Source organism: Humidesulfovibrio sp., assembly GCF_035560995.1.
Classification (GTDB): domain Bacteria; phylum Desulfobacterota; class Desulfovibrionia; order Desulfovibrionales; family Desulfovibrionaceae; genus Humidesulfovibrio.
This window is the reverse complement of sequence record NZ_DATMYK010000317.1, coordinates 1-22,682: the sequence shown is the minus strand read 5'-3', so window position 1 is coordinate 22,682 and position 22,682 is coordinate 1. Positions and strand designations below refer to the sequence as shown.

At 64.6% G+C, this 22,682-nt stretch carries 18 protein-coding genes and 1 tRNA gene; 6 read left to right on the top strand and 13 right to left on the bottom strand.

The window, feature by feature from the left end; translation table 11 throughout:
• The 3 genes from VN419_RS12735 to VN419_RS12725 form a co-directional block, all read right to left on the bottom strand.
• On the bottom strand, positions 1-438 hold a 438-nt coding region (locus VN419_RS12735; RefSeq protein ID WP_325647595.1), incomplete at its 3' end, for a hypothetical protein.
• Positions 435-1,037, bottom strand: a complete 603-nt coding sequence (locus tag VN419_RS12730) for a DUF1318 domain-containing protein (RefSeq protein ID WP_325647594.1) — start codon at positions 1,035-1,037, stop codon at positions 435-437. The genes VN419_RS12730 and VN419_RS12735, both read right to left, overlap by 4 nt.
• 31 nt (positions 1,038-1,068) lie before the next feature.
• Positions 1,069-4,788: a hypothetical protein gene (locus tag VN419_RS12725; protein ID WP_325647593.1), complete on the bottom strand. Its 3,720-nt coding sequence runs from the start codon at positions 4,786-4,788 to the stop codon at positions 1,069-1,071.
• A gap of 817 nt (positions 4,789-5,605) precedes the next feature.
• On the opposite strand from VN419_RS12725, the gene VN419_RS12720 reads away from it, so the two are divergent.
• Positions 5,606-6,742, top strand: a complete 1,137-nt coding sequence (locus tag VN419_RS12720; RefSeq protein ID WP_325647592.1) for a methyl-accepting chemotaxis protein — start codon at positions 5,606-5,608, stop codon at positions 6,740-6,742.
• Positions 6,743-6,803: 61 nt separating this feature from the next.
• Here VN419_RS12720 and VN419_RS12715 read toward each other — a convergent pair whose 3' ends face one another.
• A complete protein-coding gene (locus tag VN419_RS12715) occupies positions 6,804-7,343 on the bottom strand; it encodes a superoxide dismutase family protein (protein WP_325647591.1) in 540 nt (179 codons plus the stop codon).
• A gap of 449 nt (positions 7,344-7,792) precedes the next feature.
• On the opposite strand from VN419_RS12715, the gene VN419_RS12710 reads away from it, so the two are divergent.
• Positions 7,793-8,065, top strand: coding sequence for an RNA-binding protein (locus VN419_RS12710; RefSeq protein ID WP_325647590.1), 273 nt, complete (start codon positions 7,793-7,795; stop codon positions 8,063-8,065).
• A 137-nt stretch (positions 8,066-8,202) separates the two neighbouring features.
• On the opposite strand, the gene VN419_RS12705 is transcribed toward VN419_RS12710, so the two are convergent.
• From VN419_RS12705 to VN419_RS12670, 8 genes are all read right to left on the bottom strand, one after another.
• Positions 8,203-8,279, bottom strand: a tRNA-Arg gene (locus VN419_RS12705).
• A gap of 78 nt (positions 8,280-8,357) precedes the next feature.
• The gene (locus VN419_RS12700; RefSeq protein ID WP_325647589.1) at positions 8,358-9,092 is read right to left on the bottom strand and encodes a protein phosphatase CheZ; all 735 of its coding nucleotides are present in this window, start codon (positions 9,090-9,092) and stop codon (positions 8,358-8,360) included.
• Positions 9,093-9,113: 21 nt separating this feature from the next.
• Positions 9,114-9,557 (bottom strand): NIL domain-containing protein, encoded by a 444-nt coding sequence (locus VN419_RS12695; RefSeq protein ID WP_325647588.1) that lies wholly within the window; start codon positions 9,555-9,557, stop codon positions 9,114-9,116.
• Positions 9,558-9,617: 60 nt separating this feature from the next.
• Positions 9,618-10,517 carry a tetratricopeptide repeat protein gene (locus VN419_RS12690; RefSeq protein WP_325647587.1) on the bottom strand — a complete coding sequence of 300 codons (900 nt, stop codon included), beginning with the start codon at positions 10,515-10,517 and terminating at the stop codon, positions 9,618-9,620.
• Positions 10,517-10,738: a PLD nuclease N-terminal domain-containing protein gene (locus tag VN419_RS12685; protein ID WP_325647586.1), complete on the bottom strand. Its 222-nt coding sequence runs from the start codon at positions 10,736-10,738 to the stop codon at positions 10,517-10,519. The genes VN419_RS12690 and VN419_RS12685 overlap by 1 nt, the downstream gene beginning before the upstream one ends.
• Positions 10,739-10,751: 13 nt before the next feature.
• A complete protein-coding gene (gene lspA, locus VN419_RS12680; RefSeq protein WP_325647585.1) occupies positions 10,752-11,258 on the bottom strand; it encodes a signal peptidase II in 507 nt (168 codons plus the stop codon).
• A gap of 9 nt (positions 11,259-11,267) precedes the next feature.
• Positions 11,268-14,081 (bottom strand): isoleucine--tRNA ligase, encoded by a 2,814-nt coding sequence (gene ileS / locus VN419_RS12675; protein ID WP_325647584.1) that lies wholly within the window; start codon positions 14,079-14,081, stop codon positions 11,268-11,270.
• A gap of 174 nt (positions 14,082-14,255) precedes the next feature.
• Positions 14,256-16,478: an adenylate/guanylate cyclase domain-containing protein gene (locus VN419_RS12670; protein WP_325647583.1), complete on the bottom strand. Its 2,223-nt coding sequence runs from the start codon at positions 16,476-16,478 to the stop codon at positions 14,256-14,258.
• 186 nt (positions 16,479-16,664) lie between these two features.
• Between VN419_RS12670 and VN419_RS12665 the strand changes: the two genes are divergently transcribed.
• From VN419_RS12665 to VN419_RS12655, 3 genes are all read left to right on the top strand, one after another.
• Positions 16,665-18,029, top strand: a complete 1,365-nt coding sequence (locus VN419_RS12665) for a TolC family protein (protein WP_325647582.1) — start codon at positions 16,665-16,667, stop codon at positions 18,027-18,029.
• A gap of 65 nt (positions 18,030-18,094) precedes the next feature.
• Complete coding sequence (locus VN419_RS12660; protein WP_325647581.1) at positions 18,095-19,783, top strand: ABC transporter ATP-binding protein; 1,689 nt, start codon at positions 18,095-18,097, stop codon at positions 19,781-19,783.
• A complete protein-coding gene (locus VN419_RS12655) occupies positions 19,783-21,147 on the top strand; it encodes an HlyD family type I secretion periplasmic adaptor subunit (RefSeq protein WP_325647580.1) in 1,365 nt (454 codons plus the stop codon). Before VN419_RS12660 ends, VN419_RS12655 begins: the two co-directional genes overlap by 1 nt.
• A gap of 133 nt (positions 21,148-21,280) precedes the next feature.
• Here the strand turns inward: VN419_RS12655 and VN419_RS12650 are convergent, their stop codons facing one another.
• Positions 21,281-21,700 (bottom strand): flagellar protein FlaG, encoded by a 420-nt coding sequence (locus VN419_RS12650; RefSeq protein ID WP_325647579.1) that lies wholly within the window; start codon positions 21,698-21,700, stop codon positions 21,281-21,283.
• A 340-nt stretch (positions 21,701-22,040) separates the two neighbouring features.
• Between VN419_RS12650 and VN419_RS12645 the strand changes: the two genes are divergently transcribed.
• Positions 22,041-22,682 (top strand): carbonic anhydrase (locus VN419_RS12645; protein WP_325647578.1); only part of this gene is annotated, 642 nt, incomplete at its 3' end.

Here is a 22,682-nt window from a genome sequence, read left to right as displayed (position 1 = left end):
GAAGGCCAGGCGCTTGCCGTCGGGCGAAAGGGCCGGGGCCAGGCGGTCGGCCAGGGCCGGAGCCAGACGTCGGGGCAGATGGCGGGGCAGGGCGGCCAGGCCGGGGTCGAGGGAGCGCAGCCAGAGCTCGCTGTATCCGCCGGAAAGCCGGGCGAGCGCCAGCCATTTGCCGTCCGGGGTGATGTCCGCCTGCTGCACCGCCCCGGTCTCGAAGCTGGCCTGCACGGGCAGGTTCACGTCCAGCTTGCGCGGGGCCTGGCGCGGGGCCATGGGCCGCAGGGCTTCCTTCGCGATGGCTTCTTCCGCGCTGGTTTGCGCCGTCTGGCCCGTCTTGTTCTGCGCCGGGGTGGAGGCTGCGGGCGCGGCCAGCAGCGGGGCCGACAGGATCCCGGCGAGAACTACGCCGGCCAGAAGCGTTCGGACAATCCGCGCGTTCATCGCTTCACCGTCCAGCCGCCGTCGGGATTCTGAAGCCTGTCGCCCGGGCGGGCGGTATCGGCCGCGAGCTTAGCGAACACGGCGCGCACCTTGGGCATGTCCGCCGGGGTCAGGTTGGCGTTGGTCTCAATGGCTCGGCGCATGACGACCTCGCGTGCGGCGTTGACCTCGCGCAGTACGCTGTCGAACTCCTTCTGGCCATAACGCGCGGCGAAGTCCTTCAAGTCGTCCGGGGCCTTGCCGCGCTCCATGCCGAGCGCGCTCAGGCGTCCCTGGTTGTCCTCGCCCACCCAGCCCAGGCGCTTGAAGGCGTCCACGTCGTCGGCGTGGAAGGAAAGCACCTGCATGGCCGCCACGGCGTCCTGCATCTCCTGGCTTTTCTTGGGTGGCGCCTGGATGCGCCCCAGGGGGTCCACCCCGCGCACCGAGGCCACGAGCAGAGTCTCCTCGGACAGGGAGTTGTACGAGCCCAGGATCTGATTCTCCAACGAGGTGCGCTCGCTGGCCACGTTGACCTTCACTTCGGCCAGGGTGCACCCGGTCAACCCGCTGGTCAGCAGGGCGGTCAGGCAGGGAATGGCGACGAGAAGGCGTTTCATTGGCGTGCTCCTTGGCGAGTTGGGCGTGGGACTACCGGGGCCTGGGACTGGTGTGTTCAATGACGCGCAGCGCGCCGGGCGCCCCTGCGCCGTCGCGGCAGATGAGCGAGCCGGAGGCCGCGTCCAGCAGCTTGACGAGCCCGGGTACTGCGGCCAGGGGCTTTGTAAGCTGCTTTTTCAACGGCAGGTTGGCGATGGCCAGACGGTCCACGGGCGGCAGGTCGAGCTGGAAGCCCTTGACCTCCACCGCGCCGGACACGGACAGGTTGCCGTAGGCCGCGGCCACGCGCAGGTTGCGCGGGTAGCCGATGCCCATGAGGCGGCGCTGCTGCACGATGGTTTCGTTCTGCTCCTGCGGGTCCAGGGCATAGAGCATGCGCTCCAGGGTGCGCGGCCCGATTTTGGTGATGTCGGCCCGGAAGCTGAGGCGTTGCAGCAGCTCCTCCGGGTCCGGGGTCAGGGGCATGGAAAGGGTCAGACGGCCGGAGGTTTCGGCCTGGCTGCCCAGGTCGCGCGGGGCCTTGTCCGGCAGCAGGCGGCCAGGGTCGATGCCGGTGAAGGCCATGTCGGCCTCCAGAGCGTAGCGCCCGGCGTTCTTGCGCAGCATGGCGCTGCCCAGCACGTTGCCGCCCAGCAGGCCAGCCCTGAAAGAACGCAGCCCCGGCACCGGGCCGGAATCGTCCAGGCGCAGCTGCACGTCGTTGATGGTGAGCGGCAGGCCTGCGGACTTGACCGTGAGCCGCGCCAGACTGAAGGTTCCCGCCGTGGCGCGGGTGGCGTCCGCGCGCACGAGCTGGCCCAGGGCGACGTCGGCGGAAGGTGCGCGGCTGCCTGTGGACGGGAACAGGTCGAACACCTGCTCGGACAGGGGCGTCTGCGTTGCCTCCAGTTCGCCGGGGCAGCGCAGGCCGGGCTGAAGGCTGAAGCGGCGGCTCAGGCGCAGGGAGCTGGCAAGACCGCTCACCTCCGTGTCCGGTCCAAGGCGCAGGTCCAGGCCCGGGCTCAGGAAACGCGCGGAGAGCGCCAGACTGCGGCCGCCCGCCAGACGCACGTCGGCCCCGGCCTCCAGGCGGCCCTTGCCGGACATGCCTACGGCCGCGGCCTTGGCGGGCAGAGCGTCCAGCCCTGCGGCAAGGCTGAAGTTCAGGCTGGCGTCCATGAGTTCCAGTGCGGCGGCCAGTCTGTCCGCGTCGCGGTCCAGCACCAGGTCCAGCTTGTCCAGGGTCAGGGCGAGGTTCTGGTCCAGCTCCAGGCCGTCCAGGTGCAGCATCTGCGAGAGCTGGGCCGAGCGCGCCCCCTGCTGCCGGGCGTTGAGGGTGAGGAGTCCGCGCAGGGGCTTGCCCAACCTGCCCACGCCGGGCAGGGCGTCCATGGGGCCGAAGGCCACACTGCCCGCAAGGCTGGTCTCGGCTACGCCGTCACGCATGGCGAGGTGCAGGGGCCGAGGGGTGGATACACCGCGCAGGTGCAAAGTCTCTGCGGGCTGGCCGGGAGCCGGTACCAGGGGCCAGTCCAGGCTCAGGGCGCCGAGCCTGAGCACAAGGTCGGCCTGATGCATGAAGTTCAGCTCCCGCAGGGTCTGGGACAGTTTCTTTGGCGTGGCGGACTGCGAGGCCTGTGCGGCTGGAGCCGGAGGCGGCAGGGTGGCGGCAAGGGTCCAGTCGGCGCTGATGCTGCCGGAGGCCTTGGCCTGGCGCGGCGCAAACGCTTGGGCCAGGGCCAGGGTCTGCTGCGCGTCCATGTTGAGGTTGCCGCTGGTGCGCAGCCCGCGCCCGCCAGACCGGTTCGGGCCGTCCAGGCTAGCCGTGCCCTCGCAACGCAAGGCCCGGCCCAGGTCCAGCGCGAAGCGCAGATCACGCAGGGCGGGGGTCTTCTCCGGGCCGGAGAGGCTGATGTCCGGAGCGCTGGCGCGTAAGGAGAACGGAGTTTCCAGGTGCTTCTTGCCGGGCTGGAGCACGCGTAGCACAGGCGCGTCCACGGCGAGGCGTTCCAGATTCAGGCGGGCGCTTTTGGCGGGCGGCAGCTCCGCCGTGAGGCGCAGGCTCTGCCGCAGTTCGGCCACAGCCGCCTTTCCCTTGACCTCGATGCTTTTGGCCTGGGCTTCCATCTCCATTGCGGCTGTTCCGGCCAGGCCGAAGAGCGCGGCCGCGTCCTGGGTCAGCCTGTCCGCATGAAGCTCAAGGCGTTGCAAGGCAAAGCCGCCCACGCTGACTGGTGTCTTTCCGCCCAGGCGGATGTCATCCAAACTGGCGGAGAGTACGGCTTCAGCCTGCCCAGGCGTAGTTCCGGGCAGTTCAAGCCGCGCGGAATCCATGCGCAACCGCGCCAAGCCGACGGAGAGCGAGCCGGAGGCGTCGCGGCGGTTGGCGTTGGAGGTCTTCACCTCCAATCCCTTCACGCGTGCGGAGAGCGCGGCCTTGCTTCCGGTGTCCCCCGCATCAGGAAGGTCGGCGGCAAGCTCCAAGGCCTCAATGTCCAGGCTGGGGCTGCCGGGGTCAAGTCCCGGCGGAAGGAAGGCGCGCAGGGCGGGCAGAAGCTCGTGCAGGGCCAGGTGCGCGGGCGCGAGGGAAAACGTCACGCGGGGTTTGCCCTGGGCCACGCCGGAGAGCCCGGCCACCCAGCGCAGTGCGCTTGTGGGGCGGATGTCCAGGCTACCGGGCAGGCGCGCGGTCTCGGACTTCAGGTCCAGTTCGGCCTCTTGCAGCAGGTTGAGGCTCAGCGGGCCTGCGGTCTTTCCTGCCAATGGGCCGCCAAGGGAATCGCCCCGGGCGCGCAAACCGTCGCCGAAGAACAGGAAGGCCAGGGCCAGGGTGTCCTGCGTGGGCTGGCTCAGGCTCAGGCTCAGCGCCACCGCGCCGTCCACTTGTGGCAGGGGCGAGGCGGCCAGCGGGCGCAGGGCGTTCAGTGTCACGCCGGGTTGCGCGCGCAGGTCGATCTTGAGGGTCTTGGCCAGACTGCCACCGGCGCGCAGCTCCAGGCCCGGTCCGTTGAGCTGCGCGGAGAGCACGGCCTGGGCCGGGTTCAGCCTGCCGGAGGCGTCCAGAAGCTGATCCAGGCTGGCCGTGAAGCGCAGCGGAGCGGTCAGGGCGCCATCAGTGAACAGTTGGAGTGCGGCCTCCACTGTAACCGGGCTGGACGCCAGACCCTGCACAGCGGCTTTGAAGGCCATGTCGCGCAGTTCCAGCGCCTTGCCGCCGGGAGCTGGCTCCAGGCGCACGGCCATGTCGGCCAGGTCGATGTTCAGGTGGGCGTCCAGGCCGAGGGCGCTGGGCACGAGGCCCTTGCGCAACGAGGCGAAGGCCGCGCGGAGAACCTCGGACAGGGGCTTGGGCGCGTGCGGCGGCTCGGCGGCAGGCTCGGCGTGCGGCACATGCAGGCGCAGGCCGTGCAGCTCCAGGTTCAGGCGCAGGTCGCGATGCAGCAGCGGCAGCAGCGAGAGGTCGGCGTGCAGGCTCTCAAGGGAGGCCAGGAAGGCCGGATCGGCAAGCTCGCCCTGGCCCAGGCGCAGGTCACGCAGGCGCAGGCCGTCGGTCCAACTGAAGGAAAGGGCCTTCAGGCTGGCCGTGTTTCCCGTGGCGGCGGCGAGTTGCCGCTCCACTTGGCTGCGCGCCCAATCCGAAGAAATGACGCCGGGCAGGGCCAGCAAAACGGCGGCGGAAAGCCCGAGCAGAAAGCACAGCGTCCACAAGACGCGGAGAAGAATCTTGTGTTTTTTTGAGTGGCTGTGCTTCGATTGCTTGGGGTCCGACATGACCGCTCCAGTACGTTTGTGCGCCTCCGCCTCATGCGCGGTAAAACTGTGGCATGCTCATGCTTTCGACGCGATTTTGCAAGAACCCCCTGGTTGTTGCAACGCTTTTCGTGTCAGCCAGCGGTGTCGGTTTTGGCCGGCTTTTTGCTTTATGGTGATTCACGTCCACATTCAGCAAGGAGTCCATGTCGTCATGAAGTTGCGCAGTCTCCGTCTCTATCTATCTATAATATCGTGTTTTGTGCTTATGGCGCTAGGGATGTTCATTGCCTTGCCCGGCAAGGATGAACTGGGCGCAAGCTTTATGTCCTTAACAAGTTTGCAAAAAGTTGTGGTTGAGTATGGTTGGATCTTTGTTTTCTTGCTGTTTTCGCTCTGCTTAGGCCTTGCGGTACGTATCTACATAACATTACGGAATTATGCTGATGAATCGTCCCAAAAGCTGACAATGTGTCTTTCCTCTGGCATCCAAGCAAGCCAAGTGTCTTCATATTTGAATGACGACAGATTTGTTACACTTTCTGAGATGTTAAACAATATTGTGAATGAGTGTCAGCGGCTTCGTCAGCACGAGTGCGAACTGGCGTCGAGCCTGGAACGGGAGACCAAAGCCGTGGGCGACGCTTGCTCTGCCGCCGTGGTTGCGAAGGAACGCGCCGAAGCTTCGCGTCGTGATGGGCTTCTGTCGGCGTCCAAGACTCTGGGGGTGGCCATCGGAGGCATTCATGCCTCGTGCGAGGAACTCCGGTCCCTTTCAGAGTCGAGCGGAGCTGGCGCGCAGAGACAACAGTTGCTGATGCAGGACGCTGCAGGGGCCATGGACCGCCTTGACGAGGCCGTGCGTCAGATGCTGACGCGCTCCACCAGCGCCGTGGACCAGGCTCAGATGGCTCAGGACAAGGCCCGCCATGGGTCTCTGGCCGTTGACGAGACCGTGGCCGCCATACGCGCCGTGGAGCAGAAGGCCCAGGATCTGGCCTCGGTGGTGCGCGACCTGGGCAGCCAGGCCCTGGCCGTGGAGAAGATAATGGACGTCATCAGCGACATTGCCGACCAGACGAATCTGCTGGCGCTGAACGCGGCCATCGAGGCCGCGCGGGCGGGCGATGCCGGGCGCGGCTTTGCCGTGGTGGCCGACGAAGTGCGCAAGCTGGCTGAGAAGACCATGAGCGCCACGCGCGAAGTGGCCCAGCGCACCCTGGGCATTCAGCAGGGCGTGGAGCGCACCGAGCGCGACATGGATGAGACGGCCAGCCGCGTCAATAGCGCCGTCGGCCTTGCCCAGGATTCCGGCGCGTCCCTGCGTGAGATCGTCGAGCTCGCGGGCGAAACGGCCCAGCACATCCGCGATATGTCCGAGGCGGCCAGCGAGCAGGCGGAAACTAGCGGGCACATCAGCGACATTGTACGCCAGGTGAAATACATTTCTGAACAAAGCTTCGAGGGAGCGCAGGGCGCGGCCGGTTCCGTGACTGGGCTGCTTGGCCGCGTGGTCGAGCTGGAGTCCATGAACGCCGTGTTCCAGCTCATCGGCAGTGGCTCGGTGCAGAACATCGTGGAAGGGCTGACCGCGGATTCGCGTGTACGCTCCATGCGGCGCGAGACTCAGGAACAAGCCCTGCGGCAGGCCCTGACCCAGCACCCGTCTCTTGAGCTGCTGTACTTGACGGACGCACAGGGCCGGCAGGTGGTTTCGAACATCGGGCGAGGCGCGGGCGGGCTCACCGCCGATGCCTCGGCCTTAGGCCGCGATTGGTCGCGCAGACCCTGGTACCAGCAGCCAGCGGAGACCCGCGGCATGGCGGTGAGCGAGGTCTACGTTTCGAGCGCCACGGGCGAGAACTGCATCACCGTGTCTGCGCCGATTCTGGCCGAATCGGGCGAGCTGCTCGGCGTGCTGGGCGCTGATGTGAACCTGGGTCGGGCCACGGCGGCCAACGGGAACGTTTGCTGACGGCCTGCCGGACCAGCGCCGTGAACGAAAGACCCCGCTTCGGCGGGGTCTTTTTTGTGGCCTAGGGGGCGGGCGTTATGACCCCACAGGCCACGGCCGGGCCGGAGTTGCCAGACGGCTGCGTGGTGAAGTCGTCGGGCCGGGCGGTGATGATGACCGTGCGGCCTTGCAGGCCCGTGGGCCCCTTGTCCAGGGTCAGCACCGGCATGCGCGCCTGGAAGCGCGCCTCGCCGTCCTGTCCGGCCGTGAGCATGGGCAGATCGCCCAGATGGTGCGAGGGACTGGCTGGGCTGCCGTGCCGCGCGCCGAAGGGATTGAGGTGCGCGCCCGCGTTCCTGGCGCCAATTCCGCCGCAGTCGCCGCCCTCGTGGATGTGCAGGCCGTGGGCACCGGGTGAAAGCCCGCTGAAGCTGCCCTGGATCAGCACCTCCTTGCCTTGCTGGCGGAAGGTCATAAGTCCGCTGGCCGTGTTGTCTTTGGTGGGCTTGAGGGCAGCCTGAAGGTCCGTGTTGAAGCCGAGATGCGCGGGCAGGCCGCAGCCGCCGAGCAAGAGCGCGAACAGGACCAGGGCGGCGAGGGGGGGCAAGGTGCGTTTCGGCATGGTGCCTCCTTGAGGGCGGATGCGTATCGTCGGGCGGTCGCGGCTGGGTGAGCTGTCGGCAACGCCTGTGTTTCGCTCATTAAGATACGGAGCACGCTGTGTCAAAACAACCCGCGCTATGCGATCCCCAAGTTATCAAAAGGGGGCGAGCAGCCGGTCAAGAAGGTTGCTTGTCGCAATGCTGCAGGAGCTGGGCATGATATTTTGCCGCCATGGAATCTGAAACAGTCTTTTTACAGGCTGAATAGAATTGAATAACCCTGGAATGCCGGTAGAATGAACGAGCTCGCAGACGTATTTTTCGTGCCTGATATTTTCTGGAAATATTTGGAGAAATGTGTTTACAAGCTCATTGCGCAGGGTTAAAGTCGTTTAACAAGCCATGTTGGTTTTTGTCTTTTGCTCAGACTCGATGAGTAACAATGTTTTTGTAGGAGTTCAGTAAACGCATGTCTAAGTCTATTTATGTCGGGAATATCGCTTTCAGCACTTCCGAGGACGAAATCCGCAACCTCTTCTCCGCTTTCGGCGAAGTTGTGTCTGTGAAGTTCATCAATGACCGTGAGACCGGCCGCTTCCGTGGCTTCGGCTTCGTGGAGATGGACGAGAATTCTGCCGCTGAAGCTGTTCGCAACCTGAACGGCAAGGAAGTGGGCGGCCGCTCCCTGAAGGTCAACGAGGCCCAGGAGCGCGAATCCCGTCCCATGCGCCGCGACTACTAAGCCGCCGCAACTGCGACCTTTGGCCCCATCCTGCTCCGGCAGGGTGGGGCTTTTGTTTTGCCTTGCGCCTGCTGTGCGCCGCCGGGAGGCCAAATGAAAAGCGGCCACGCCGCTTTGGCATGACCGCTTGAAAATGCTGGTGGGCAATACGTGATTCGAACACGTGGCCTTCGGCTCCGGAGGCCGACGCTCTATCCAGCTGAGCTAATTGCCCTCAGGGATGGCCTAGCTAACCTTTCGGCCAAGGCCTGTCAAGGCGCACCGCCGGGGCATCCCGGTGCGCACGGAACCTTTACAGGCCGAGGCTCGACAGCAGATCGTCCACGGAGCCCTGGGTGCTGTCCAACTGGGGGCCCTGCAGGGTGGAAAGCTTGTCCTTGGCCTTGGCTTGCAGATGCTGGAAGTCTGCCTGCTCATTGGGCGCTTCGCTGTGCGCCTTGATCATGAGGCCTGTGGTCATATATACGTCGAGCACAATCTTTTCGATCTTCTTGATGGTCTCGATGATGATCTTGATGCGCTGGCCCGTTAGGTCCTGGAAGCTCAGCGTGGTCATGATGCTCATGAGGTCCATGCTCAGTGTGTCGTTGATGCGGCCCAGGGTTTCGCGCTCTGCCTTGGACACGCCGCCCTTTTCAAAGGATTTCACTATGCCGGCCAGCGTGTCCGACAGGGTCTGAAGATTCTCGATGGTGTCGATGATCTTGACCGTGGCGCTTTCCGTGGTCTGCAAAATGGCGTCGAGCTGGTTGGAGGCGCGGCTGAAGAGTTCGTTGGGGTCTTCGCTCAGAGGCACGGCGGGGCCGTTGGCGTTCTTGGCCGTCTTGATCTCCTGGTAGATCTCCTTGAAGCCCTTTTGCAGGTCTTCATTCACGCGGCGGTAAAACTCGCCTTCCAGGAGCGCGCCGCTCAAGGTCTTGGAAATCTCGCGTTCCACGGCGGCGGAAAGGGACTCCCGCAGGTCGGCCGTCAGTTGATCGGCCACCTTCTGCATCAATTCACGCATGAGCGGGTTGTCTTCGGTCACGTTCCGCCTCCTTGGGAAGGGTCAGCTCAAGTCGTTGTCGTCGGTGTCGACCACCATGGCGCGCACCGGACACACCCGGGTGCAGATGCCGCAGGCGGTGCACTTCTCCACGTCGAAGACCACCAGGCGGGTCGCCAGATCAACGCTGAGCGCCTTGGTGCGGCACAGCGAGGTGCACAGGCCGCAGTGCATGCAGGCGTCCTCGTCGCGCGTGACCTTCTGCGAGGCCGGGGTCAGCTTGATTCCGTTCTCCTTCAGATAGGAGAGGCCCTTGCGATAGTTTTCCTCGCGGCCGGAGATCTCAAGGGTCAGGGTGCCCTCATGGCGGGGGCTGATGTCTGCCTTGAGGATGTTGAAGCTCAGGTCGAACAGGCGCGCAAGGTTGCACACCACGGGCCTGCCGCTGGCCTCCGGCGGGAAGGAGAGATAGACGATCTTGTGGAATCCGTTGCCATCTTCAGTCATGCGAGCCTCTGTGCCTGGTCCTTCCGGTTGTGGCTGCTTATGAGCAGCCTGCTCTGACATCTACTTGTGGTCCTTGATGAACTTCTTTGCGCTGATGGCCTCGGGCGAGCTGGGGAAGCGGGAGATCAGGTCCTCAAGCACGGCCTTGCCCGCCTTGTCCTTGCCGATCTTGTAGAAGGCCATGCCCTGCTTGAGCACGGCGGACTTGTACTTGCCGCTCTTGGGGAAGCGCTCGATGACTTCCTGGTAGGCCAGCACGGCCTTGCCGTAGTCCTGAAGGTTGAAGGCGCACTCGCCCACCCAGTACACGGCCTCGCTGGTCTTTGCGTGCTTCTTGAAATTGGTGGCGAACTCGGAGTAGAGGCCGCGCGCCTCCTCGTACTTGCGGGCCTTGAAGGCGGCGTCGGCGCGGGCGAAGAGCGCGTCGGCCGTGTCCACCTTGGCCGGGTCGACCGCCGGGGCGGCGGGCTTGGCGCTCTCGGCCTTGGCCGGAGCCTTGCCCTTGTCGGCCAGGGCTGGTTCGCCCGCGGGCGCTGCGGCGGCCGGGCCGCCCAGATCCATGCCGAACTGGCTTTGCAGGGCGGTCTTGATGTTCTGCACGTCGCTGGCCACGTCCGTCAGGCTGGGGCCGCCCGCGGTATTCATGGCGCCGAACTTCATGGTCAGGGTATCGAGCTTCTCCTGAAGTTTGGCCACCTGCACGCGCATGGACTCCAGCTCGGCCCAGGTATTGGCCTGCTTGGCCTGCACGGGAGAGGTGCTCTTCTGGATCTCTTCGCGCAGCTCCTCCTGGCTCTGGGTGAGCTGCTCTTCAAGCTTCTGGATGGTGCGGCGGCTTTCCTGCCGGTCGCGGTAGGTCTGGTTTTGCAGGGTCTCCAGGTCGGATTTGGTGGCGCAGCCGCTCAAAAGCGCTGCAAGACCGAGGGCCAGAACGGCGGTGCGGGTGTTCCGAACGGACATCAGAGTTTCCTCCCTCTTTTTCTGCCAAAGATCAGATACGCCAGTCCCCCGAAAAAAGGAACCATCACAGCCAGCTGAATCCAGCCGAACTTGGCGTTGCTGGACCCGAAGTCACGGTGGAAGGCGTCCCAGATGGCGTACAGGCTGATGGCCACGAAAAGGCCGACAGCGCCGAGGATGGCTATCCACTGGGACGGGGCCAGCGGCGGCAGCTCAAACATAAGGCCGGGCTCCTTAGGCTTTGCGCGCGGGCGTTTTCCGCTCGTGCCGGTTCTTCATGTACATGGAGACGATGACGCAAAACGCGCCGCAGGTGATGGCGATGTCGGCCACGTTAAACGCCGGCCAGTGATAGTCGCCAACGTAGAAGTCCAGGAAGTCCACCACGAAGCCGATGCGGATGCGGTCGATCAGGTTGCCCAGCGCGCCGCCCAGCACCAATCCCAAGCCCCAGATGAAGAAGCGGTCGCCGTGGTCCGCCGTGGAGAGCAGATAGTAGATGAACCCCACGGCGAAGAAGGTGACGGCCACAAAGAACCAGATCTGCCAGCTGCTGTCCGGGTTGTTCAAAAAGCCGAAGGCCGCGCCCTTGTTCAGTACGTGGGCCAGGTTGAAGAAGCCCGGGATCACGGGGTCCGTGTCCCACAGGACATACTTCCGCTGGATCACGGCCTTTGTGAGCTGATCCGGCAGGATGACGCCCGCAGCCAGCAGGGCCGCCGTCTTGAGACGCGAATCCATCATCGGCTCCTAGGCTCCCAGCACAACGCCCGTGCAGCGGGGGCAGATTTCCGGGTGCGCCGCGTTCTGGCCCAGGTTCTCATCATAGCGCCAGCAGCGCTGGCACTTGGCTCCGGTGGCGCGGGCCACCGAAACCTTGAGGTCCTTCAATTCTTCGGGCGCGTAGGCTCCTTCCGGGGCTTCGGCCAGGGGCTTCACCTCGGTCCTGGACACGATGAAGAACTCGCGCAGGTCAAGTCCCGGCTGGGCCAGGGCCTCGGCCACATCGCCTGCGGCGTAGAGCGTCACGCAGGTTTCCAGGGAATGCCCGACCTCGCCCGCCTTGCGCATGGGCTCAATGGTCTTGGTGACCTCGCCGCGCACGGCCAGCAGCAGTTCAAAGGCCTGGCGCCCGGCATCGGACAGGGCCGGCGCGGCCTTGGGCAGGCGCATGGTGAACACGCTGGCCCCGCCTGGGCGCATGGCCTCGGGCAGGGTCTGGAAGGCCTCCTCGGCCGTGAAGCTCATGACCGGGGCCATGTCGTTCAGCAGATTGATCAGGGCCCGGTAGAGCACGGTCTGGGCGCTTTTGCGCTCCAGGCCCGCGCAGACGTACAGGCGGTCCTTGATGATGTCGAGGTAGAAGGCCGAGAGGTCAGTGGTGCACAGGTTGTGCAGGGTATGGTAGACCTTGTGGAACTCGAAGTCCTCGTACGCCTGCTGGATGGTCTTGTGGCGGCGTTCGACGAGATCGAGGGCGAAGCGGTCCAGGGGCAGCATGGCCTCGGGCGCGACGGCATCCTTGGCCGGATCGAAGTCGGCCAGGTTGCCCAGGATGAAGCGCACGGTGTTTCTTATGCGGCGGTAGGCGTCCACCAGGCGGTTCAGGATCTCGTCGGAGATGCGCACGTCCTCCTGGTAGTTCACGGCCGACACCCACATGCGCAGGATCTCCGCGCCGTACTTGTCGATGATTTCCTGCGGGGCGATGACGTTGCCGATGGACTTGCTCATCTTGCGGCCTTCGCCGTCCACCACGTAGCCGTGGGTCAGCACGGCCTTGTAGGGCGGCACGCCGCGCGTGCCCATGCTGGCCAGAAGCGAGCTGTGGAACCAGCCGCGATGCTGGTCCGAGCCTTCAAGGTACAGGTCGGCCGGGAAGGAGAGTTCCGGGCGCTGCTCCAGCACGGCGGCGAAGCTGGTGCCGGAATCGAACCACACGTCCAGGATGTCCGTCTCGCGGCGCCAGTGCTCGCGTCCGCACTTGGGGCACTTGAGCCCGGCGGGCACGATTTCCTCCAGCGGAGCCTCGAACCAGTAGTCGCAGCCCGTGGGGTGCTGGGCGAACTTGTCCACCACGCCCATGACCCAGGAGGTCTCGAAATAGGCCTCGTCGCAGTCCTCGCAGATGAGGGCAACGATGGGCACGCCCCAGTTGCGCTGGCGCGAGATGCACCAGTCCGGGCGGTTCTCGATCATGTTGCCGATGCGCTCCTCGCCCCAGGCGGGAATCCAGCGCACGGTCTCGTGGATGGCCTTGAGGGAGTTCTTGCGCAGGTCGTTGGCTTCCATGCTGATAAACCACTGGGTGGTGGCGCGGAAGATCACCGGCTCCTTGCAGCGCCAGCAATGCGGGTAGGAGTGGCTGATCTTCTCCTGCGCAAGCAGGTTGCCCACCTGCTTCAGCTTCTCGATGACCTTGGGATTGGCCTCGAACACGGTGAGCCCGGCGAAGAACTCCACGTCGGTGAGGAAGCGGCCCGCATCGTCCAGGGGCGAGTAGACCTCAAGGCCGTATTTCAGGCCCACGTCATAGTCCTCGCGGCCGTGGCCGGGGGCGGTGTGCACGCAGCCGGTGCCCGCGTCGAGGGTCACGTGGTCGCCCAGGATGATGGGCGACTTGCGCTTGTAGAATGGGTGGCAAGCTTCCAGGCCTTCCAGCTTGGCGCCGGGCACGGTGGCGATGACCTTGGGGGAGTCCCAGCCGAAGATCTCGGCGCAGGGGGCCAGCAGGCGCGCAGCCATGAGGTACAGGCAGCCGCCGACCTCGGCGAAGACGTAGTCGAACTCCGGGTGCACGCACACGCCCATGTTGTCCGGCAGGGTCCAGGGCGTGGTGGTCCAGATGGCCACGAAGGTCTTGGCCGGGTCGTACTTGGCACCGGCGGGCAAAAGGGCCTGCACGCGCTTGTCAGTCAGCGGGAAGCGCACGAAAATGGACGGAGAGGAGTGGTCGGCGTATTCGACCTCGGCCTCGGCCAGGGCGGTGTGGCAAGAGCAGCACCAGTAGATGGGCTTCTTGCCCCGGATCACCGAGCCCTTGTCCATGAAGTTGCCAAGCTCGCGCGCGGTGGCGGCCTCGTACTTCGGGTCAAGGGTCATGTAGGGCTTGTCCCAGGTGCCCAGCACGCCCAGGCGCTTGAATTCGCTGCGCTGGATGTCCAGAAATTTGAGCGCGTATTCGCGGCAGAGCTTGCGGATGACCACCGCGGGCAGCTCTTTTTTCTTCTTTTTGAGCTCGGTCTCCACCTTGTGTTCGATGGGCAGGCCGTGGCAGTCCCAGCCGGGCACGTACTGCGCCTGGCGGCCGCTCATGTTGCGCGACTTGACCACGATGTCCTTCAAGGTCTTGTTCATGGCCGTGCCCATGTGGATATTGCCGTTGGCATAGGGCGGGCCGTCGTGCAGGACGTAGGTCTCATTGCCCTCGTTGGCCGCAACCATCGCGCCGTAGGCGTCGATCTGCGCCCAGAACTTGAGGATTTCGGGCTCTTTCTGCTTCAGGTTGGCCTTCATGGGGAAGCCGGTCTGCGGCAGCTTGAGGGTCTGCTTGTAGTCGCTCATGTCGTGTTGTGTCCTTGCTCGTAACGCGGGGTTATGGTGAAGCCTGCGCGGCGGTTCATTGGAACGGAGTAACTTGGAACATCACGGGCCGGAAGTCAAGCCAGACCCCCGCCCCCGCGACAGGGCGGGCGCGGCGGCCTGGGGCTGCTGCTGCCTGGATTTGCTGCAGCGAGGCTACTTGCTGGTGTGGGTGTACACCCCGTCCCAGCCCTCGGCGGGGCGATGCTCCGCAAGGGTGCGGCAGCGCTCGGCGTACATGGTGTACAGGGCCTCGTTGCCCGTGCTGGCCATAAGCTCGTCGAAGGCGGCCTCGGCCTCGGCGAAGCGCATGGCCTTGTACAAGGCCAGCGCCTCGTTGTGCTTGGCTATTTCTTCCGCGCGCGCGGCCGCCTGCTCATGGGGCATGGCCGTGTAGATGGTGATGGGTTCGTGCTTGCCCTTCACGCGCACGCTGTCCATCTCCAGGTAGCTGTAAGCGTCGCCGCAGGCCTCGCGCATGGCCTCGCTGATGAGCAGCGTCTGGCCGTAGTATTTGGTCAGGCCTTCCAGGCGGGAGGTCAGGTTCACGTTGTCGCCGATGAGCGTGTAGTCGAAGAGGTCGGCCGAACCCATGTTGCCCACGCGCACGCGGCCGCAGTGCAGGCCCACGCCGATCTTGATGGTCAGGCCGAACTTCTGCTTGAAGCCCTCGTTCAGATCCTCCAGATGCTTCAGCATCTGCAGGGCCGAGTCCACGGCCTTCTTCTGGTGTTCTGGCACGTCGAGGGGCGCGTTCCAGAAGGCCATGATGGCGTCGCCGATGAACTTGTCGAGGGTGCCCATGTTGCCGGTGATGACGCGGGTCATGGGCGTGAGATAGTCGTGCAGCAGGTCCGTCACCTGGGTGGGCGTCAGCTTCTCGCTCATGGTGGTGAAGCCGCGCACGTCGGAGAACATCACCGTCACTTCCTTCTCCTGGCCTTGCAGGCTTAAGGATTCGGGCGAGTCGTAGATCTGTTTGATGACCGCCGGGGCCAGATAGTGCGAGAAGGCCCCGTGGATGAACTTCTTCTGCTTTTCCTCGCGCCAGAACTTGATAAGCGTGAGCAGGGCGAAGTTCGCGCCCAGGATGATGTAGGAGTAGAGCGGCGAGATGTACACGCGCATGCTGGACATGAGATACGAGGTGCCCTCCCACATGCCGAAGGCCATGCCCACCAGCGGCACCACAATCCACACGGCCCTGGCCCAGGTGACGAGCAGGGTGATGAGGATGCCGGAGAAGAGCGTGGCCGCAAGCTCCACGGCCGGGGCGTAGTCCGGGATGGAGATGAAGTCCTGGGTCAGGATGTTGTCCAGGATGGTGGCGTGGGTCTCCACTCCGGGATACACGGCGGTGAAGGGCGTGGCGCGCAGATCCTTGAGCCCCGCAGCGGAGGTGCCCACGAAGGCGATCTTGCCGTTCAAGAGCGCCGGGTCGGCCTTGCCGTCCATGATGTCCACGGCGCTGATGTAAGGGAACGCGCCGCCGCCGCCGCGATAGTTCACGAGCATCTGACCGGCGCGGTCCACCGGGATGACGGAGCCCGCGTAGCGCAGGGACTCGGCCCCTTGCGTGTCGAGCTTGAGCATGATGCCGGGATCGCCGGTGGCCTGCATGAGCGTGGCCAGGGCCAGGCTGGGGTACAGCTGTCCCTGGTAGTTGATGAGCAGGGCCACGCGCCGCAGTATGCCGTCGGGGTCGGGCGTGGCGTTGAAGAAGCCGGTGGACGAGGCCGCCCCGGCCAGCACGGGCAGGGGGCACACGGCGCCGAAGGCCGAATGCAGGGCCTGTTCCGGCGGCAGCGCGCCTGGGGCGGAAAGCACGGCCACCTGCGCGGGCTTGATCAGGCAGTCCCCGTCCTGCTTCTGCTGGTCGGCCTCGGCCTTGGAGAAGGAGAAGTAGAAGCCCAGCACATAGGGCTTGCTCGCCAGCACGCTGGCCAGCAGGGCGTCGTGGTCCTCCAGGGCCTTGGGCAGCCCCTGGAACTGCACGTCCACCATGAGTTCCTTCTTGATCTGTCGCTGGAGCAGCGCGGGCGAGGTGCGGTCCGGCTCGGCCAAGACGACGTCCATGCCCACGGCCAGGGCTCCGGCCTGGCGGATTTTCTCCAGCAGAAGCGCCACGCGGTAGCGCGGCCAGGGCCATTGCCCCAGCGCGGCCAGGCTCTTTTCGTCGATGTCCACGATGACCGGGATGCCGGACGTCTTGGTGGAGTGGTTGCGGCGCAGGTGCTGGTCGTAGATTTTGTAGTCCAGAAAACGCAGTATGCCCGGCTGGGCGACATAAAGCGCCGCCGTAAGCAGCGAGGTGGCCAGACCGGTGGCCAGAAGCAGGAATTTGCCGCCTGTGAAGAGTTTCTTGAGGAGCTTCGTCATGGGGATCTCCTGCCGCCTGGGCTGGTATCGGTCTGCGTAATTTTGCATGGACCGGCCCGATAATCAAGGGTTACGCTTGCAATTTCAAATTGCGTAGGGTAATTCTCCCATAAACATAAACTGTAGGTTCAGACTGTGCCCGTGCAGGGGTTGTCGGGACCAATTCATACACTGAGAGGCTTAGGTTTGCTGAGACACAAGCATCGCAAATCCTTTGTGCTCGCCATCCTGCCCGTACTTCTGACGCTGACGGGTGCCGCCTCAGTTTTCGCGGCGGAGGACGCCCCTACTGCGACAGCCAGGCAGCTGGCCGATATTCCCATCACGCTCAAGGAATCCGTCGCCCACCTCATGCAGACTCACGACCGCATCAAGGCGGCCGAAGCCACGGTCAAGACCTCCGAGCACATGGAGAAGCGCGCCAGAGGGCTCTGGTATCCGCGTTTGAACGCCCAGGTCGACGGTGGCAGGGAAGACATCAACCACTCCGACGGCACCAAGAGCACCGGCATGAACCGCAACGTCGAGACCCTCTCGGCGAATCAGCTCATCTACGACTTCGGCGGCACGGGCGGGGCCATCGCCCAGGCCCGAAGCCAGCGCGAGGAAGCTAAGGCCAAGCTGGAGCAGATGCGCCAGGAAGTGTCCATGCAGGGCGTCAACGCCTACCTGGGCCTCATCCGCGCGCGGGAGATGCTGCGTTACGCCATCCGCTCCGAGGACAACATCAAGCGGCTCTCCGGCATGCAGGAAGCCCTTGTGGAGCGCGGCGTGGGCCTCTCGTACGAGGAACTCCAGATCAAGGCCCAGCTTGCCGGGGCGCAGGCCCACCGCGTGAACGTGGAACGCTCCATGGTCAGCGCGCGCAACAACTATCGGTCCGTATTCCAGTTCGATGTGAGCGACGCGCAGATAGAGAGCCTGCTTCTGCCCTCCATGCCGCAAACCTCGCTGCCCTCCACCCTGGACGGTGCGGTGGAGCAGGCCCTGGACGCCAACCCCTCGCTGGTCGAACTCATGCACAGCATCAATTCCCGCCAGGGCGAGCTGGCCCAGCGCGAATCATCCATGTATCCCAAAATCGAGGCCGTGGCCGAGGCCATGCGCAAGGAAAACGACCAGGGCGAGACTTCCGTGCGCACGGAAGGCCGTGCCGGCCTGCAAGTGACCTACAATCTTTTCCAGGGCTTCCGTGACGTGGAGGCCACCCGCGCCGCCAAGAGCGACATCGTCTCCGTGCGCAAGACCCTGCTGGACCGCCGCCGCACGGTTGAAGAGCGCGTGCGCAACGCCTGGAACGACATGACCACCCTGACGCGCACGGTTGCCCTGTACGACAACCAGGCCAACATCACCTGGTCGTTCCTCGAACTCATCAAGAAAAAGAAGGCCCTTGGCGGCGATGTGAACCTGCTGGACATCCTGGTCGGTGAACGGGACTACATCTCGGCCACCAGCTCCAAGGTCACGGCGGACATTGACCTCATCACCGCCGCATACACCCTGTTCTACCAGATGGGCCAGCTGCGCCCGGAAGTCGTCGAGAACTAGCCCGGCCCCTTGCCGCGCCAGCCGCTCCGCCTCCTTCCTCCCGCATCAGCAGGCTTGGGTCGGTCATGAAGGAACTGCTCCGCCGCCTCTCTCTTTGCCCGCGCATCGCCTGGGAAATCCTGGCGGCGTCCTTTCTGTCCAACCTCATGTCCCTGGCCTCGTCCATTTACGTCATCCTCGTGCTGAACCGCTACGTGGGCTACGGCTTCGACGGCACGCTCTATACCCTCACTTCCGGCGTGCTCATCGCCTCGGCCTTGGGCTTCGCCTTCGGCGAGGTGCGGAGTCGGCTGGCCGGGGTGGTCAGCCAGGGGCCGGACGAGGAGCTGGGCGAGCGCACCCTGGCCGCCCTGGCGCGCACCCGCTTGGGCGACTTGTACCGCCTGCCGCACGGCCGCCACCAGGAAATGCTCGGCGCGCTGCAACAGGTGCAGGGCTCCTACGACGCCAGCAACGTTTCGGCCGTGCTCGACGCGCCGTTCATGCTCATCTTCCTGCTGGCCATCGCCCTTATCCATCCCTGGCTCATGGTGCTGACCTTTGTGGCCGTGGGCCTTACCACGGTGCTGACCCTCACGGGTCTGCGCAAGGGCGAGGCCGATGGCCTCAAATACCAGCAAGAGTCCCAGCAGCACCGCAATCTGCTCAGTTCCGCCGTGTCCGGGGCCGAAACAGTGCGGGCCTTCCTCGGCGGCGAGTTTCTGCGCCGCACCTGGCGCAGGCAGGTGGACGCCCTGGCCGAGCTGCGCCAGCTCATGGACGGCCGCAGGCAGAAAAGCCGCATGCGGCTTGAGTCCGTGACGGTGCTTTTGCGCGTGTTCATCTACGCCATCGGCGCCATGCTGGCCGTTGCCGGTGACATGAGCGTGGGCGGCCTCATCGGCGCGAGCATTCTTTCCAGCAAAGTGTTGCAGATGAGCACCGCCTTTCTTCAGGCCTTCCTGGCCGGACGCAGGGGCGAACAAGCCCTGATGCGCCTCTCCGAGTTCCACGCCATGCCCCTGGAGCCCCTTTCCGGCGCGGCCCTGCGCGCGTTTTCCGGGCGGCTGGAGTTTCGCGACGTGGGCTTCGCCTATTCCGGCACCGCAAGCCCCTTGTTCGAATCCCTGAACTTCACGCTCATGCCGGGCACGGTCCTGTGCGTCACCGGCTTGAACGGCGCGGGCAAGACCACCTTCTGCAAAGTGGCGGCAGGATTGCTTGAGCCCGGGCGCGGGCAGGTGCTGGCCGATGGCGTGGATCTGCGGCAGATGGCACCGGACTGGTGGCGCAGACAGGTGCTTTATATGCCCCAGGAGCCGGGCTTCCTGAACACCACCATTCGTGAGAACATCACTTTGGCCGAGCCCGAGCCGGACAGCGCGGCCTGCCAGGAACGCCTGAACCAGGCTGTACGCGCGGCCTCCCTCAAGCGCTTTCTCGACACCAGCAGCCAGGGGCTGGACATGCCCATCATCGAGGGCGGCAAGACGCTGTCCCTGGGCATCCGCAGGCGCATCGCCCTGGCGCGCGCGCTGATGAATCCCGGTAAGCTGGTGATCTTCGACGATCCCACGGAAGGGCTTGACTCCGAGGGCTGTCTGGCCGTGTACGCCATTCTGAACGCCCTGGCCAAGGCCGGGCTCACCCTTGTCATCGCCACGGCCGACGCCAATGTGCTCAAGGGCGCGTCTCTGGTGCTCGACATGAACCAGAAGCCCACCCCGGTCCTGGGTGCTGTGCCCGCGCGCGCGCCGAAGCAGGAGGACGAGTGATGTCCGAGCCCACGCCTGCTCCGACGGCCGAATCCGCGGCCGAGCCCATCGCCTCAATCCTGGGGCCCCAGGCCCGCACCTGCGCCCTGGACGCCGCGCTGGTGGCCCACCGCCGCTTTCTGTACCTGTGCTTCAGCCTGTTCGTGCTCTCCTTCGCCTGGGCCGCCTTCACGGATCTGGACATCGTGAGCGAGGCCGTGGGCGAGGTCATTCCGCAGACGAAGGTGAAGAAGATACAGCATCTTGAAGGCGGCATAGTGCGCGAGATACTGGTGCATGAGGGCGATCATGTGAAGCAGGATCAGCCGCTCATCGTGCTCGACGCCGCCGCTGCCGACGCCACCACCGAAGAATTGGACGTGCGCCTGGTGAGCCTGCAGGTCGAGGCCCTGCGCCTGGACGCGGAGTCCAAGGGCCTGCCCCAGCCTGTTTTCCCGCAGGAGCTGGAGGACAAGCACAAGGACATAGTGGACCAGGCCCGGAACCTGTTCGAGGCCCGGCGCAGGCGCTTGCAGACGGACATGTCGTCCTTGTCGGAGAAGGTCCGCCAGCGCGAGCAGGACATCCGCGAGACCAGCGCCAGACTGGAGAACCTGCGCCGGAATCTGCCCCATGTGGTCCGGCAGGTGCAGCGCAGCGAGGAGCTCATCCGCGAGCGTCTGGTGAAGGAGGACGAGCTCATCGGACGCCTTAAGGAGCGCAACAACACCGAGAGCGCCATCCAGGAGAATTCGGCCGCGCTTTCCCGCGCCAGTGCGGCCCTTGCCGCCGCCAAGGAGGAGCTTGTCCACGCCCAGAACGCCTTCAAGGAGGACGTGGAGAACGAGCTCAAGAAGGTCCAGCGCGAACTGGGCGAACTTACCCAGCGCATGAAGAAGTTTCGCGACAGTCAGAACCGCACGGTGTTGCGCGCCACCGAGGCGGGCATCGTCAAGAGCCTCGCCGTGGTCAGCGAGGGCGAAGTGGTCATGCCCGGCATGACCGTGGCCGAGATCGTGCCCCTGGGCGACAAGCTGGTCATCGAAGCCCACCTGCCCATCCAGGACATCGGATATGTGCGGCCGGGGCAACTGGCCGTGGTCAAGCTGGCCTCGCGCGATGCCCGGCGCTTCGGCAACATCGAGGGCAAGGTGCTGCACGTGAGTCCGGACGCGGTGACCCAGAACACCCCCGGCGGCGTGAACACCTTCTACAAGGTGCTGCTGGAGACCGAGACCGATCATTTCTCGCGCAAATCGAACCGCTACGACCTTTTCCCGGGCATGCGCGTATTGGTCGGCATCCACATCGGCAAGCGCTCGGTGCTGGGTTATTTTCTTGATCCCTTTGTGGACGCCATGAGCGGCTCCATGCACGAACGTTGAGCCGTTTTACGGGCGCTTCTTCATTCTCTAGTCGTAACTCTCTGTTCGAAAATATCTTTTCTCGGTCTGGCAAAACACAAATAGCCCCCGTAAGGAGGCTATTTCTACCGCGCAAGAAGGCAGGGTGCGGCGGCTAGGCCGGGTTGTTCAGCAGAACCCCGGTCATTTCCTTGATGGAGGCCGAGAGCTTGAGCAGATCGTCCTGCGGGATCTTGCGCAGAACCTTGTTGCTCTTCTCGTCGACAATCTCCACCTGGACCCGGTTCTGGGAGTCGTCCAGCACACGGATCTTGAGACCTGTGCCGCTGGCCTCCAGTTGCTTGCCCAGCTTCTGGGCGGTTTCCTGGGCGGTCTGCTTGTCGGCCGCGCTTGCGGCGGCGTTGGACTTGGCCTCGGTTTCCCCGTTTGCCGTTCCCGCTGCGGGGGAGGACTGCGCGGCTGTCCGCTGCTGTCCGGTCGCACCGGCGGCAGTTGTGGTGGACTGTGTCGGCATGGCGGTTTGGGCAAGGGCGAACCCCTGCCTGACGTCCGTGTCTGAGGGGTTGATGTTCATGACGAGTACCTCGGTTTCTTGTATGGACGACTAAAAAGGTTGGTTCTGTCTTTACGATAAGTGTATCGACGGAATTGAGGCAAAACTTTAGGGCGGTTTTAAACAAAGTAGTTTTACGTAGCGCAGGGCTGTTGAATCTGGCTGAAATACGGGCAGGTCTTGTGCTGCCCGCCACCATTTGCTAGCGTCCAAAAAGCAGAGCCCTGGCAGCAGCGGGGCACATCCAATCTTTCTGGGGGGGAACATGAGGAAATTGTTGATATCTTTTGCCTTGGCCTTGGGAGTGTGTGCCCAGGCCCTGGCCTCATCATCGGGGCCGAGCCTGCCGGCTGATGAAGCCATGCAGATTTTGAAGGACGGCAACGCCCGCTACGTCGCCGGGCAGTCCACCCACGGACACCAGGGGCCGGACCGCCGTGCCGAAACCGTCAAAGGCGGCCAGCACCCGGTGGCGACCATCATCGGCTGCTCCGACTCCCGCGCGCCCCTGGAGGTGTTGTTCGACCAGGGCGTGGGAGACATCTTCGTCATCCGCGTGGCGGGCAATCTCGCCGGGCCGGACGAAATGGGCTCCATCGAGTATGGCGTGGGCCACCTGGGTACGCCCGTGGTGCTGGTGCTGGGGCATACGGCCTGCGGCGCGGTGACGGCCGCCGTGCAGAACGCCAAGGTCCACGGCAATATCCCCGCGCTCATCAACCAGATCAAGCCCGCAGTGGCCAAGGCCAAGAGCTGGAGCCCCAACGCCAGTGGCGACGATTTGCTGAACAAGAGCATAAAGGCCAATGTCTGGTTGACCATGGAGAATATCCTGCGCAAGAGCCACGAGGTGCGCGAGTTCGTGAAGAACGGCAGGGTGCTGGTGGTTGGCGGCATCTATGATCTGAGCACCGGCCAGGTGACCTGGCTGGGCCAGCATCCGGAACAGGGCAAGATTTTGGTCGCGGCCGAGCACAAGCCCGTGCATGTGAAGCCCAAGCCC

Bases quoted from the DNA above. Each gene is read 5' to 3' on its own strand.
- VN419_RS12730 (WP_325647594.1), bottom strand. From the start codon at position 1,037: ATGAAACGCCTTCTCGTCGCCATTCCCTGCCTGACCGCCCTGCTGACC.
- VN419_RS12725 (WP_325647593.1), bottom strand. From the start codon at position 4,788: ATGTCGGACCCCAAGCAATCGAAGCACAGCCACTCAAAAAAACACAAG.
- VN419_RS12720 (WP_325647592.1), top strand. From the start codon at position 5,606: ATGGACCGCCTTGACGAGGCCGTGCGTCAGATGCTGACGCGCTCCACC.
- VN419_RS12715 (WP_325647591.1), bottom strand. From the start codon at position 7,343: ATGCCGAAACGCACCTTGCCCCCCCTCGCCGCCCTGGTCCTGTTCGCG.
- VN419_RS12710 (WP_325647590.1), top strand. From the start codon at position 7,793: ATGTCTAAGTCTATTTATGTCGGGAATATCGCTTTCAGCACTTCCGAG.
- VN419_RS12695 (WP_325647588.1), bottom strand. From the start codon at position 9,557: ATGACTGAAGATGGCAACGGATTCCACAAGATCGTCTATCTCTCCTTC.
- VN419_RS12690 (WP_325647587.1), bottom strand. From the start codon at position 10,517: ATGTCCGTTCGGAACACCCGCACCGCCGTTCTGGCCCTCGGTCTTGCA.
- VN419_RS12685 (WP_325647586.1), bottom strand. From the start codon at position 10,738: ATGTTTGAGCTGCCGCCGCTGGCCCCGTCCCAGTGGATAGCCATCCTC.
- lspA (WP_325647585.1), bottom strand. From the start codon at position 11,258: ATGGATTCGCGTCTCAAGACGGCGGCCCTGCTGGCTGCGGGCGTCATC.
- ileS (WP_325647584.1), bottom strand. From the start codon at position 14,081: ATGAGCGACTACAAGCAGACCCTCAAGCTGCCGCAGACCGGCTTCCCC.
- VN419_RS12670 (WP_325647583.1), bottom strand. From the start codon at position 16,478: ATGACGAAGCTCCTCAAGAAACTCTTCACAGGCGGCAAATTCCTGCTT.
- VN419_RS12660 (WP_325647581.1), top strand. From the start codon at position 18,095: ATGAAGGAACTGCTCCGCCGCCTCTCTCTTTGCCCGCGCATCGCCTGG.
- VN419_RS12655 (WP_325647580.1), top strand. From the start codon at position 19,783: ATGTCCGAGCCCACGCCTGCTCCGACGGCCGAATCCGCGGCCGAGCCC.
- VN419_RS12650 (WP_325647579.1), bottom strand. From the start codon at position 21,700: ATGAACATCAACCCCTCAGACACGGACGTCAGGCAGGGGTTCGCCCTT.